Raw genomic sequence first — 12,489 nt, 5'->3', positions numbered from 1 at the left:
GTTGAAGGTCACTGGCTGAGCTATGGACTGATTGCAACTTCAACGGTAGGTTGATCCAACGATCACACTGGGAGGGACGCGCAATACTGGGAGAGGCACATGGGTATCAGGTTCGACCTGAAGTCACTCAATTGGCTGGCGTATCTTCTGGACAGCAAGCGGCCTATGCCGAGATGGGAGAATCCTGGCGAAGAGTATGAACTTCTGGAAGCTTTCCTCTCAAAGTTGGGAAGCGATTTTGTGGCGTCTGCAAGTACTGAGCGGCGTCTGCAGAAAGTGGCCAAGTCGGCATTGGAACGCCTGCATCACCGTCCTTTTGGCTCGCCAATCCAGCCTGAATTTCTGGAAGAGCTACGAAAGCACTTGGAGACTGGGCCTTGGGCTGCCCTCATTGTACCTTCGCGCACCGACCAACGTGTAAATGACTACGTGTGTTCCCGCGAATTCCTGGCGTCGCTGGTGCGAGAAGAGAAGTGGCCAGATGCGGGCATCGTGTTGCAGCCCCAATACAACATCCTGCAGCGCTCGGACGTACTCATCGATGTCTTTCCGGCATTTCGCTACGCCCTCGCGGAGACGACGAGCTGGCCGGGGATGCTTTTTTGGACGAGCTCCGATGAAGCGGCTTTCCTGCCATTCGGGTCGAATGACCTTTCCGCAATTCGCTCGCGTGCCGGCTGGATGCTCTCGCATCTCAATACCTCTGAGGGGATGACTCTCAAGGAGTTGCAGAAGCGATATCGAGAGGCCTTTAACGAAGTGAGAGCCAACGAGTCATCCATCGTCACGCTTTTACACCTCAGTGACCTTCACATTGGTAGTGAAGAAGCGAGCACGAGGCTGGGTCGTCTTCAACAACTTATCCGTAACGTTCTCGCCGAGCTTCCTGAAGGTGGCACGGTCGTGCCGATCATTACGGGCGACATACTTGATGATCCCAATCCGCGTTATTTTGATGAGGCGGAAAGGTTCATAGATTTTCTGCATAATTTAGGGATTGAGGAGCCGGTCATCGTTCTGGGAAACCATGACATCAGAGGAGACGGCTTTCTCCTCCCCGACTTGAGTAGCGCATTACGTTTTCCCAACGAACCGATCCGTTGGATAGATGATGCCCGTATCGGACTTGCTTGCTTCAACTCCAACATGGAGGCGCAATCAAATTTCGATTTGGCAACGGGCAAAATCGGGGAGCGTCAATTTCAATTCATCGGGAGCAAGATCGATCAGAAAAAGTCAGCGGAAGAGTTCTTGATGATCGCCTTGCTGCACCATCATCCAATACCGGTTCCTCGACCAGATTGGTATCCGCTACCCCTCTCAGAACGAATGTTTGGCAAGTGGATGGCTAAGACTGTCGAATTGAGGGATGCAGAAACATTCAAGGGATTCGTACGGGATAGAGAATTTGCAGCGGTTCTTCACGGGCACGAGCATATCCCGAGACTCGGCAACATCGCGACGAGCGATCCCAGGGGAATCGCGGTCGTGGGTTGTGGCAGTTCGGTAGGGAAAGTGGCCACGAACACCGGTGAGATCTACGCTTCAGTCAATATCATAAGCATCAACAGGAAGACGTCACAAATGACCGCGAGGTTGGCCGCGCAGCGAATTGTTGGCGGAAAGCTTAAGACGACCAGTGAGTACGTATGTGACCTATGATTGCGCTAGGTGTTGCCGGAAGCGATGCTGACGGGAGCCCGCCCGCCGCTGCCGCGATGCCAAGGCATTTGCCACTGGCCTGCGCCGGCCTCGATCGCCGCGACGATACGGTCGATCAGATGCTGATGAATGTCGAAGCGTTCCTTGCTCATGTCGTCTCTCCTTGTTTGCGGCCACCGGCCTTGCCAGCGACCGGAAGGACGCGGAGAGACGGGCGCTGCACACCGAGAGGTGCGCGCCTGCGCGAGGGCTTGACCCTTGCGGTGGACGCAAATCCGCGTCAGGTCAGCCGATAAGCATGGCGGATGGACGCTAAGGAGAGATCGTAAGGAACGCAGAAGAAGACTCGGCAAAGCTCGCGTGAAGCGCGCTAGGCCTTAGGCTTCCTGTCGAGGTGGGTTTCAACGAGGAAGGTGGCGATTGCGCCGGCTGTATTGGCCGCCAGGCTTGCATGCCTCGATGAAGGCTTCACGGGTTTGCCCCCGCGGCCATGGGAGTCGCTGAGGCGGTTGCGCAAAGTGCCGATCCCGTTCACCAGATTCATGGCGCCGCCAAGGATGGCCTTGATACTCCAGCGTGTGCTGGTCGGGGGCGAGTTTCAGACCCTTTGCTGCCAGCGTGTAGAGCTTAGGCAGATCGTCTTTCTCGGAATACGTTGCGCCCAGGTCATCTAGAATGCGCTTGCATACGGTCTCCAACAACGTGCGGGCGACTGTGATTGCGCCCTCCGGGTCCTGGGCTCGACGACTAAGCGCCTCGCTCCATACCGAGTGCACGCCTTCCGCATCAAAAGTCTGGAGTGCGTCCGAGACCAAGAGGTCGCCCGGCGCCCGGTTGCGACCCTCAAGATGCTCGACGAGCGGCGTGAAAGCCTCTCCGATGATCCTGCGTCGCTCAGCATATGTTCCTGCCCGCTCCTTGATGAACCGCCAGAACACATCCAGCGTGCGGCAGGTCTGCACGAACGAAGGCAAGAGCGGCTTGAGATCGGGATCGGAGACAAAATCCCGTCGTAGCTGCTCATAGTCCTGGGTACTTGCGCTCATATCTCCAGTCGCGCGCGCAACCAGCAGGCTTTCCAGCATGGCCGCCGGCTTGAGGGGATCGGTGGGGAGATCAAATCCGAATGACATGCCGCCAAGCATAACATACGGGCGATGCCTGGCGAGTTGCCCTTAGGCACCTACCTAACAGGCAAGCTGCCAGCCGCCGATTCTCGTTTCACGACCCGCCGCGTGAGCACGTCACGACCCAGCCGGAAACTGCACGTGTAGCCGGGCGCTCCGGTCGCCTGAGCACAGGATACGTCAGTGATGTCGCGGTTACCGACCGCCGCAACCACCTCTTGTTCGCTCGGGCCACCGCATGCCGTGAGGATCGCCAATACGCAAAGCGGAGCCAGTGTTTTGAGGTTCTTCATTGTTCACCGTTGGGTTGAGCGCTTGAGGCGGCGGTCTTCGTAGGGAATGCTTTGCTCGTTGCGGCGAGACTTCTTGGCGGCCGGAGCCGAAGCCGGTGAGGCGAACTTCTGTGCCTTCATGCACTCATCGTACTTCCGGTACACTTCACACTTCCGTGGTCGCGGCGGACGGCGCGCGCATGGCATAGCCGGGGCCTCCGCCGGCGACTCCCTGGCAGAATGTGACGTTCTGGGCGGATGCCGGCGGTGAAGCGGTGGCAGCTATCGCAATTGCAACTGCGAGAGCTCGCTTTCTCACGTTCAAGCTCCTGAGAAATTGATAGGTGGGGCGGAACGCACAACGCCAGCTACGACTGTCGAGGCGTCCCAATGGTTCGCAGGTGCGGCTCGTTGAAACTCTCAACGTCCTACCGTTTGAATGGTACGCATGGTCCGCGTTGGCGTGCCGGACCTTTGCCTATCATGTTGTTGCCCCGGTGACGATGCGGGCCTTACCGGGACCGCACCTTACGTAAACGATCTGACGATACCTGAGGGTGCCCGGCGCAGGATCTGAATCGAGGACCATCTGTGCCGGTGCCGCCTGGGCGGCAAGGACAAAAGCGGCGGAAAGACTTAACTTGAGCATGCTCGTAAAGCCGACTCTCCGTTTCATCGAAAAACTCCGGGTTATGTAGGGTTGGGCGAAGATATGGATGTGCCGATGCATCGTTCGGTACGTGCCAAAGGCTAACGCGTCCTTGCTACACTTGGCCCGAAGCGACACCTGCGAAAATAAGCTTCTTCACGTCTGTTGCTGTCTTGTGGGAAGGGTCGTTTAGATCCGGCGCTGTGCGGAGGGTACGCTCCGCCATCCGGTACAGCTCAATATCGGGACGGCCATGTGTGTTGAGTGCTTTGTGCTTGGAGAGCAAAGCAAGGAGCTCGCTCGGCCTCTCCAGGCGCTTGATGCTGTTGATGATGTGCCGCGGTATAATGCGGATTGCTAGCAACCGTTCGGCAGCACGCAGGCGCATCGCCTGCAGGAGATCGTTCGCAGCCTGACACGACGAGCCATGCAGGAGGTCTTCACTGTCGAGAACCTCTCCCTCGGGAAAGGCAATGCTGCTTGTCAGTGCATAAACACGGGCGCGCCAGTCAACGCCACGCAGGTTCGCGATTTCCAAAGGCAAAACGACGGAAGGATGGGCGGCGGGTATTGGCTCCCTTTTCGACCTTCTGGCCCGCCGAAGCTGTTGTCGAAGCGATCGAAACAAGAAGACAAGGAAGCTGGATTTTGATCATCGCGAAGTGTCCACCCGTTGCGATAGCGCCCGTTCGGATTTCAGTTCTGCTTTGCCGTGCAGGCTTCCCAGGCCCGACGCTGATCAGGTGTCGTCTGCCTAGCGTTGTACTGCTTCTGTGTGAACCCGGCGACCTTCCGACACGACTTACCTGTGAGCCCGCCGTCATAGCTGCCCTTGTAGGGCCCGGCCGTACCCGCAACCGCAATACCTGGGAGTGCGATGACAAGCCGACATCAGGGCAACAAAGGACCCGGTCTTGATCATCGAAATACTCCGAAGGCGATAAAGGATGCTCAGCAATCATTGCGTCGCCGACGCACAGAAATTCTCGTGATCGCGAGGCGTGCGATCCGCAGTAGTGATAGCGAAAATCCTGATTTACGCATGAGCTGGAAAAGCGCACGCTTCGGGAAAAACCAGAAATGCGCCGGATAGTTTCATGAAACGAGCAAGCTCCAGAAAAGATTCAACAAACACCGATCGTCGGATTTGTCGCGTCCGGGAGGGAAGGGGGCTTGCAAAAATCAGGAGTGTTGCAAGCGGACAATTGAATCCTATGCGCGTCTACGGGTACGCTCGTGTGAGCACTAGCGGACAGGGTTTGGACATTCAGCTCGCCCAACTCGATGCCGCTGGGTGTGAACGGGTGTTTTGCGAAAAGGAAAGCGGCTTAAAGGATGGTCGCCTCGCTCTAGCCCAGCTTCTTCGCCGGCTACGACCCGGCGACTTGGTGATTGTGTCTGCGCTTGATCGTCTTACGCGTGTCGGTCCGTTTCAAATGCTGAGCGTTCTCGCAGATATCATCTCACGGGGGGGCTTCGTACAAATCGTTAGCTGAGCCGTGGGCAGATACAACGCATGAACTTGGCGAGGTGTTAGCTGCTCTGGTCGGCTACATCGCTCGGAAGACCCGAGAAGACATTCCTAGGCGGACTACCGCTGGACGGATCGTGTCCCATGGCGTGGTGTAGTTGACGGCAGGTCACCGCCGTTTTACGGCGGGTCGGAAGGCATCAGCCTGCCACGGCGGGCAAGCCGACGATGGGATCATCGCTCAACGGCGCGATGGTTTCCAGCGTCATGTGGCGGGCCCGCTGAACCGCCCACTCGTCGTTCTGCTCGAGCAGGATCGCGCCGACCAGGCGAACGATGGCGTCTTCATTTGGGAAGATGCCAACCACCTCGGTCCGCCGCTTGATCTCGCCGTTGAGGCGCTCGATCGGGTTGGTCGAATGCAGCTTGGCACGGTGCTGAGGCGGGAAGCTCATATAGGCGAGCACGCCTGGCTCGGCCTCATCCATGAAGGCGGCGAGCTTTGGCAGTTTGGGACGGAGCTGGTCGGCGACCTTGCGCCACTGAGCCCTGGCCGCTTCGGCATCGTCCTGGGCAAAGGCGGTGGCGATGAAGGCGGAGACGACGCGTCTTCCGCTCTTGCCGGCATGGGCCAGGACGTTGCGCATGAGGTGGACGCGGCAGCGCTGCCAGGCGGTGTTGAGCACCTCGCTGACGGCGGCCTTGATGCCCTCATGCGCATCGGAGATCACGAGCTTGACGCCACGAAGCCCGCGCCGAGCGAGCTTGCGCAAGAACGCGGTCCAGAACGTCTCGGCCTCCGAGGGACCGATGTCCATGCCGAGAACTTCACGCCGGCCGTCGCTATTGACGCCGACCGCGATGATCACCGCGACCGAGACGATCCGGCCCTTCTGGCGCACCTTCACGTAGGTGGCGTCGATCCACAGATACAGCCAGTCACCCTCGATCGGGCGGGCGAGGAAGGCCCTCACCTTGTCGTCGATCTCGGCACACAGTCGGCTCACCTGGCTCTTGGAGATGCCAGTCATGCCCATGGCCTGGACCAGATCATCGACGGATCGGGTCGAGACGCCCTGCACATAGGCTTCCTGCACCACCGCGGTGAGCGCCTTTTCGGCCATCCGACGCGGCTCCAGGAAGCCCGGGAAGTAGCTTCCTTTGCGAAGCTTGGGAATGCGCAGCTCGACCGCGCCGGCGCGCGTCTCCCAGGTCCGGTCACGGTAGCCGTTACGCTGGGCAAGGCGCTCGGCATTCTTCTCGCCGTAGGCCGCTCCGGTCAGCCCGGCGACCTCCAGCTCCATCAATCGCTGGGCGGCAAAGCCAATCATCTCGCGAAGCAGATCGGCGTCAGGGGCCTTCTTCACGAGCGCGCGAAGGTTCATCATCTCGTCGGTCATCGGTGGTTCCTCGAATCATGTTGGTGTCAGCAACCCGACCCTACCGGCGAACTGCCGGTGACCACCGCAAAGCCGTCCGCCCGCTACGGCGCTATCTGAGGGCGCGCGTGCGGACGGCTTCGCTCTACCGAGCTACACCATCACTGGGGACACGACCGCTGGACGCGAGAGAGCCCGGCTACGCGGAGTGAAGTTCGGGCGAAAGCCGAAACTGTCGTCCGAGCAGCAAAGGCAGGCGCTCGCGAGACGCGACGCCGGGGAACGGTTGGACGACATCGCCCAAACATTTTTGGGGTCAGCGCGGCGACAATATCGCGCTTAAAATGGCAACCTCTAGAGAGTTGGCGCGGTCAGTGACGCCGAAGGGCAGTGACGCCGAGCAGCTGCTCAAATAGACAGTTCGGAGTGGTCACCTTCTCCTGCCCCATCCTGAACGTTCCGCATCCTCTCCGAATGAATCGCTCGCAGTTTCCCTCCAGGGCCAGATTCAAACTCGCAATGCCGGGCAATGTGGAGAATGCGCGCGGACAGTAGATAGGCTTATCGGAAATAAACTGATGAAGGATTTGTCCCAACATCATCTGGTGTATCCAGGCCTGCTGTACTCTCTCTGGCATGTCGCTCAAAATCAGCTTTCCATGAACTACTCGCGCTGGCGCGACTCCAATACGCTGGAGCAGCGAAAAGAAGTCGTGCTGACGCCGGAACGCTCTGCCCTTGGTTGCAACACGCTGGCGCAGCAGGGGAAGTATCAGTTTATGCGCCACATAGGATTCCCAGATTTTCACTGAACTCAGCAGGGACCTGTCATCCGCAACCGTTTCCCACTTGCCTTCGTTCTCGAAGGCGGTAACCAGGCCTTGGTAGACAATGTCGATTTCTGGCCGCTCAGAGAGAACGCCGGTCCTGAGTGTTTCAAAGTTCTCCGACTTGAGGACGTTCACGAGTTTCGTGCCAAGCCGGTCGACTTCTATTCCGGTTACACCCGGGCCAACGCGCGTCAGCTTGATCGCGCTCTCGGAAAGAACGCGGTCGACAAGAGCCAACACGAGATCTCGCGGAAACTCATAAATCTGGTATTGTTGAAGAAATCGAGTAATGAGGAGGTCGATTGCCATATATGGCGTGGCAGCCTCAGCGGCGAGTTGCTGGTCCTTGGCTGGATCGCCTGTTGTCCAGAGTGCAAACACGCGGCCTTCCAGCCGTTGTGCAACGGATTCGGGAAAGTAATGCCCTACAATATTTCTGCTGATGGCATGGGCGCTGGCTTCCGTCAACGCTTCAAGCCCTATCGGAAAAAGAATTGAGCGCGCCGTTTTTTTTTCAGCGGAGAACCTGCCAATCCTGAGCGGAAAGGCGTCCACCAGCCCTCCACCTTCATAGCCCAGTTCAATCAGAATATCCTCGTGATGATCCTCGACTTCGACGGGCTTAAACGGGCTGATGAAAACGTCAACGGCCTGGTGGAGCCCGCTAGTCTCCCTAAGGAAGTCCCGCAGGACCTGTGGGCAGTCCTTTTCAGATCGCCATTTTCCCAAAGGAAACTTCCAGTGCATTCCGGCCTGGCGCATGGCATCGGAGATCTCGGCAAACGTCTTCAATTGTTCGATGTAGTAAGAAAACAGGGTGCAACCGGCCATGGTGCCAAACATGTCGACAAGATGCCGCATCTCGTGAAATAGGCTCGCGACTTCGTAGGCGACCTGGGTGAGGGCCTCGTTATCTCCGTTCTCGGCGGTGAGGAGTTTTCCCGCGCTGATCTGTTTGACTGCCTGCTGGGCCTGGTCCGACATTGTGAATTCGATCATGCCCAGCGGGTAATGGAACGAGCCAAATTGAGCGCCCTGGGTTTTGGAGAACATCGGTACGGTCATAGCGCGACGCTCCAGCGGTTACCCATATCGCTCATGTCATCGGTCTGCGCACCCCAAGCTGTTGCCTCGATGAGCCCCCGGGAACGCAAGGACTTTAGCGCTGCAATGAGGGCGTCCATGGGAAGTCCACTGTCTCGCTCAAGCTCCGCAGTCGTCGGGTGTTCGTTTGCGCCGCTCCGAATGTGTTTTGCGCGCACGCGACAGATTGAGTTCAAGGCGTCAATCGCGTTGGCATCGTCTGGCCTCTTCAGGACGACAAGTTTTGAAGACAAAGTCTTCAAAACCCCGGCGATTTGGGGGATTGCAGGCAGGGCAAACTTGCCTGTGGTGTAGATTGTCAGGACGATGCCTAGGATCGGAAATATCGTGTCGAGTGCTGCATCCTTGAATTTGAATGTAAGTATTCGATTGGTCTGCGCACCAGGCGTTCTGTAAAGGATGCTCTTGAAGTTTTGGCCGGCGGGTAGGTCGGCCGTTGCCGTCTCTACAGCTCCGCCGCTATTGGCCGTGTCCACAAGGAAGCCGGCGAGCGCATCGCGTAGCTTTTGCTCGTCCTCAGACGAAAGCATGTCGAGCAGAGCATCACCGTCCGCGCCCAAGTTTTCCAATGACCGAACGAGGAGTTCGTTTTCCTGCATCATGGCGGAAGCCGATCTTGGAGAAATATGAACTTCGTCAAAAATAGCTGTACGAGCTAGTGAGCAAGTATGAACTCAATGGGAGGTTGTGTCATTACCAAAGTTGCCCCCTGGCAAAACTTGAGCTTGGCTATCGCTCTCGGTCGGGTTCCTGATTTCGGTCGCGTTCTTTGGGGGGGCGGTTTTGAATGGAGGCGGTCCCCCCGGGGTAGTCGCTGGCTGACCGAAGGCGGCCGGTCGTGCGAGGGCGAAGTTCTATCCGGTTGTCCCCGCGAACCATTATCGTGCGAGGCGCTCGGTGTCCGGTCACCGCTTCGAGACCGCTGGCCTCTACCTGGAAGAGCTTCGGCCTTCCGCTGGGAGAATGTCTTTCCGGGACCCTCGTGGGCGATATCGCGCTCGTCTCTGATTTTAGTTTTTGCCGACGGACTCAGCCGGGGAGTTGGCTGCCCGTCTAGTCTCTACACCTTCCCCCGGGAGGGGGCTTGGCTCGGGATTGCCAGTGAAGGTTTCCCCGACTTTGAGCAGTTCTGCTCCTGGGGTTTCCCCTTGGGCACTCAATGGCTTAAGTCCGATGCGTCTACCAGTTCCGCCACGCCCGCATCAATTCATCTATACGGCGCAAACCCTCTTCCGCAAAGAGAATACAGCCGATTCCGCACACGATTTGAGAAGGTTACCGTGGTAGTTCAGTTCATCATAGCGGATTTGAGCCATCCCCTTGTGAGGCCTTCTTTCACTCGCGATTGCCAGCAGCCGACCGCACTGCGAACGGTTAGGTCGATTTTTCTTTTCGATCCTTGGTTGAACATGTAGTGTCTTGCATATTTCACTAGTGAATTGCGATGCTCTAAACGGCGTGCGGAGCGAACATGAGCACGGATGTTCAAAAGATTATCGTAGAGGTCTCGAAAGACGACGAAGAACTCCTAAGGGCCGTCGAACAAGAATTCGGCGTGGCTGCGCAGAAGATAGAAGTCAGTAATTTTGACGCTGGCGTCGTCGGCGCTGTCCAGATTGCCATACCGATCGTCGCTGCAACGGCACCGTTCCTGCTGAAATACTTCACGATCCGAACACCGCGCGTGATCGTCGAGCCGACGGGAAAAATCGCGATCCACGGCTACAAGGCCGAGGAGGTCGCCATTCTTCTGGACAAGACAAAATTTCGCAGGAAATCGCCGTCCAAAGGTTAAGGTCGATGATGGAGATCGACGAGTATCTTGAATTATCAAGACTGATCCATAAGACCTCGTCGGCCACAGAGCCGGTATGGTTCGTGGATCGCCTTTTCGCATCCACGGAAGTCTATCTCAATGAGAAGGTTGGTTTTCGCCAGATAAGTTCATCAACTGCAAGCCACCAGGCTATCAAGGCCGCCTCGGGATGGTTCATTGTCTGGGACAATGTTCTTGCTCGAACGTGTTCCGACCTACTGTACGGGTTCGGCAGCCGCCATCTCGCCCATCAGCTAGCGAGCGCTACCGACGCATCAAACGCCAACCAATTCGCAAGCAGCGTTTGCCGGAGGGCGTTCGCAGCCTACTTCGCCAATAGGCTTGTTGGCCATCCTTACGTCTCAGCTGCCTTTGCAATGCTTGCGTGCGAAGAGACCAAGGGTGCTGACTTATTGAATGAGCCGGCTCTGAAGTTTGTGAGCAGGATAAATGAACTTCAGAAAATGATGATGTTCTTCCATGAGTTCTCGCACGTATTTTTCGACTGTAAGCCGGAATTTCACGCGCGTTGCGTCGACACGATGGAGGTGCTGCTCGACCGCGTCGGCGAAATGCAAAAGCGCGACGAGATCTATAACAAGGCAGCACCAGTCGCACTCCGCAGCAGCCGCGAACTTGATCCAAGTTCTCCAGTCAATCAGAAGCGCGGTTACATCAATGAGTTGGCCTGCGATTACCAGGCATTCTATCTCACCTGCCTCGAAGATTCGAATGGCGATGGCCGACTTATCGACTGGAAAGACGCTTTGGGCATGTGCGTGCTTGCGAGCCAGATGCTCGGAAACCTCGAGGCAAATCTCAACATGGGAGTACTGGCACTTTTGGACGTGTGCCGATGCACTGAGGGTTTCTCAAGGATTGAAGGGCTGGATATCTCCGGAATTCAAGCGCGTATGAAGGCGGAGCAACCGAGATTGCTCGTCCGGCAGTGGAATACGATCCTCTCTCTGCAGCGTGTGCTGAACGACGTCGGCAAAAGCATGGGCTTGGACGCGCACAAGCATCAGGACCAGATCCTCGAGGCCTTCTCGGCTGCAAATGTTACATGGAATGAGGCAATCGCAGTTGATTTCGGGGCTTTCTTCACGCCGGAATATCTCGCGAAGATTGTCAGCCGTGTAAGTCTTCTCAAGAATAATCGGCGGATGTCCAAAGAGCAGGCGCTGGAATACAGCGCGAAGCTGCTCGGGTGGGGCGCTATTCCGGTTTAGCCTTTAGCGCAAGGTGCAAGCTCACCTTTGCGGATTTCCTCGACGTCTCTTTTGGGTTTCTTCCTCCGAACATTGATGGCGCTAGCGTCCAGCACGTCCTTGAGGTGGGCGGCATAGAACTTCTCGATCATTTCAACGCTGGTCCGGCAGTTCTTCGCCAGCATGTAGATGTCTGCGCCTTCCATCGAGCAGAAGCAGATGTAGGTGTGCCGTAGGCTGTATAACGTGCGGGGGCGTCCCTCCCGGTCGAACTTCAATCCAAGTTCGACCAGGACCTTGTTGAACATCGCATGGTGCGATTTTGGGGAAGATCCTATCGGCGGGCTGCGGTTTGTTGCGCTTCTTCAAGCGCTCACACACGGGCACGGCATTCTGCGTGCTCTTGCAGGGGCCGTAGCCGCGCTTTCCGCGCACTTCGATTTCTAGGATTGTCTCCTGTGTACCTTCATCGAAGGCCACCGTGGCGTCGCGATACTCAAGCCGAAGGATCTCTTCCGGCCGCATGCCGGTATTGCTCATGAAGAGAATGAGGTCGTGCAGCTGCTCGCCCCACCACTTGTATCTGTTCTTAGGCTTTCGGGCCCTCCGCCCGGTCGCCTGATAAAGTTGCCGACACTCTTCACGAGAGAACCAGGCGCGATGTGAGATTTTGCCGTTCTTCCGGTAAGGCTCTGAAAGATCAGGGAGTGCCGAGAGCCATTGAGGGCGTAGGGCGGTCTTGAGGATTTGCCGTAGGCAAACGATCTCCTGGTGCATCGTCGTACGGGCAGGTGGCTTTCCCCACCGCTCCTTGGCGTCCGCAATCCGATGCATGCGGTACTCGTTCACGAGACCGCCAGTGATCTCTGAGAGGCCCTTCTTGCCAAAGAAGGGGATGAGATACTTGCGCGCCCGGCGCTCATGGCCCGCAACGTAGATGGCGTTGCGCTGACCTTCCGTCAGCACAC

At 57.3% G+C, this 12,489-nt stretch carries 12 protein-coding genes; 4 read left to right on the top strand and 8 right to left on the bottom strand.

Going from position 1 to position 12,489, the window contains the following annotated elements; genetic code table 11:
• Positions 1-99: 99 nt before the first annotated feature.
• Positions 100-1,662, top strand: coding sequence for a metallophosphoesterase family protein (locus XI06_RS25020; RefSeq protein ID WP_271606725.1), 1,563 nt, complete (start codon positions 100-102; stop codon positions 1,660-1,662).
• A gap of 5 nt (positions 1,663-1,667) precedes the next feature.
• On the opposite strand, the gene XI06_RS25015 is transcribed toward XI06_RS25020, so the two are convergent.
• The 3 genes from XI06_RS25015 to XI06_RS25005 all read right to left on the bottom strand — a co-directional run bounded on the left by XI06_RS25015 (position 1,668) and on the right by XI06_RS25005 (position 4,248).
• Entirely contained in the window at positions 1,668-1,814 is a 147-nt protein-coding gene (locus XI06_RS25015) for an ArdC family protein (RefSeq protein ID WP_271606724.1), read from the bottom strand.
• 218 nt (positions 1,815-2,032) lie between these two features.
• Positions 2,033-2,206 (bottom strand): abortive infection family protein, encoded by a 174-nt coding sequence (locus XI06_RS25010; protein ID WP_271606723.1) that lies wholly within the window; start codon positions 2,204-2,206, stop codon positions 2,033-2,035.
• A gap of 1,619 nt (positions 2,207-3,825) precedes the next feature.
• Positions 3,826-4,248, bottom strand: coding sequence for a hypothetical protein (locus XI06_RS25005; RefSeq protein WP_271606722.1), 423 nt, complete (start codon positions 4,246-4,248; stop codon positions 3,826-3,828).
• Between the two features lie 559 nt (positions 4,249-4,807).
• On the opposite strand from XI06_RS25005, the gene XI06_RS25000 reads away from it, so the two are divergent.
• A complete protein-coding gene (locus XI06_RS25000) occupies positions 4,808-5,206 on the top strand; it encodes a recombinase family protein (protein WP_333909365.1) in 399 nt (132 codons plus the stop codon).
• A gap of 175 nt (positions 5,207-5,381) precedes the next feature.
• On the opposite strand, the gene XI06_RS24995 is transcribed toward XI06_RS25000, so the two are convergent.
• From XI06_RS24995 to XI06_RS24985, 3 genes are all read right to left on the bottom strand, one after another.
• Positions 5,382-6,581 carry an IS256 family transposase gene (locus XI06_RS24995; protein WP_271606721.1) on the bottom strand — a complete coding sequence of 400 codons (1,200 nt, stop codon included), beginning with the start codon at positions 6,579-6,581 and terminating at the stop codon, positions 5,382-5,384.
• Between the two features lie 350 nt (positions 6,582-6,931).
• Positions 6,932-8,455 (bottom strand): hypothetical protein, encoded by a 1,524-nt coding sequence (locus XI06_RS24990; RefSeq protein WP_271606720.1) that lies wholly within the window; start codon positions 8,453-8,455, stop codon positions 6,932-6,934.
• Positions 8,452-9,096 (bottom strand): hypothetical protein, encoded by a 645-nt coding sequence (locus tag XI06_RS24985; protein ID WP_271606719.1) that lies wholly within the window; start codon positions 9,094-9,096, stop codon positions 8,452-8,454. The genes XI06_RS24990 and XI06_RS24985 overlap by 4 nt, the downstream gene beginning before the upstream one ends.
• Before the next feature lie 869 nt (positions 9,097-9,965).
• Here XI06_RS24985 and XI06_RS24980 point away from each other — a divergent pair.
• Together XI06_RS24980 and XI06_RS24975 are read left to right on the top strand one after the other, a co-directional pair.
• On the top strand, positions 9,966-10,289 hold the full coding sequence (locus XI06_RS24980; protein WP_271606718.1) for a hypothetical protein: 324 nt from the start codon (positions 9,966-9,968) through the stop codon (positions 10,287-10,289).
• Between the two features lie 5 nt (positions 10,290-10,294).
• Positions 10,295-11,542 carry a hypothetical protein gene (locus XI06_RS24975; RefSeq protein ID WP_271606717.1) on the top strand — a complete coding sequence of 416 codons (1,248 nt, stop codon included), beginning with the start codon at positions 10,295-10,297 and terminating at the stop codon, positions 11,540-11,542.
• Here the strand turns inward: XI06_RS24975 and XI06_RS24970 are convergent.
• Complete coding sequence (locus tag XI06_RS24970) at positions 11,539-11,706, bottom strand: hypothetical protein (protein ID WP_271606716.1); 168 nt, start codon at positions 11,704-11,706, stop codon at positions 11,539-11,541. The two genes, XI06_RS24975 and XI06_RS24970, sit on opposite strands and share 4 nt — an antisense overlap.
• Positions 11,675-12,487 carry a site-specific integrase gene (locus tag XI06_RS24965; RefSeq protein WP_271606715.1) on the bottom strand — a complete coding sequence of 271 codons (813 nt, stop codon included), beginning with the start codon at positions 12,485-12,487 and terminating at the stop codon, positions 11,675-11,677. Before XI06_RS24965 ends, XI06_RS24970 begins: the two co-directional genes overlap by 32 nt.
• Positions 12,488-12,489 lie beyond the last annotated feature (2 nt).

The sequence above is a fragment of the Bradyrhizobium sp. CCBAU 11434 genome (assembly GCF_028128895.1).
Taxonomy (GTDB): Bacteria; Pseudomonadota; Alphaproteobacteria; order Rhizobiales; family Xanthobacteraceae; genus Bradyrhizobium; species Bradyrhizobium zhengyangense.
This window is presented reverse-complemented; position numbering and strand designations above follow the sequence as displayed.

Bases quoted from the DNA above. Each gene is read 5' to 3' on its own strand.
- XI06_RS25020 (WP_271606725.1), top strand. From the start codon at position 100: ATGGGTATCAGGTTCGACCTGAAGTCACTCAATTGGCTGGCGTATCTT.
- XI06_RS25015 (WP_271606724.1), bottom strand. From the start codon at position 1,814: ATGAGCAAGGAACGCTTCGACATTCATCAGCATCTGATCGACCGTATC.
- XI06_RS25010 (WP_271606723.1), bottom strand. From the start codon at position 2,206: ATGAATCTGGTGAACGGGATCGGCACTTTGCGCAACCGCCTCAGCGAC.
- XI06_RS25000 (WP_333909365.1), top strand. From the start codon at position 4,808: ATGAAACGAGCAAGCTCCAGAAAAGATTCAACAAACACCGATCGTCGG.
- XI06_RS24995 (WP_271606721.1), bottom strand. From the start codon at position 6,581: ATGACCGACGAGATGATGAACCTTCGCGCGCTCGTGAAGAAGGCCCCT.
- XI06_RS24990 (WP_271606720.1), bottom strand. From the start codon at position 8,455: ATGACCGTACCGATGTTCTCCAAAACCCAGGGCGCTCAATTTGGCTCG.
- XI06_RS24985 (WP_271606719.1), bottom strand. From the start codon at position 9,096: ATGATGCAGGAAAACGAACTCCTCGTTCGGTCATTGGAAAACTTGGGC.
- XI06_RS24980 (WP_271606718.1), top strand. From the start codon at position 9,966: ATGAGCACGGATGTTCAAAAGATTATCGTAGAGGTCTCGAAAGACGAC.
- XI06_RS24975 (WP_271606717.1), top strand. From the start codon at position 10,295: ATGATGGAGATCGACGAGTATCTTGAATTATCAAGACTGATCCATAAG.
- XI06_RS24970 (WP_271606716.1), bottom strand. From the start codon at position 11,706: ATGCTGGCGAAGAACTGCCGGACCAGCGTTGAAATGATCGAGAAGTTC.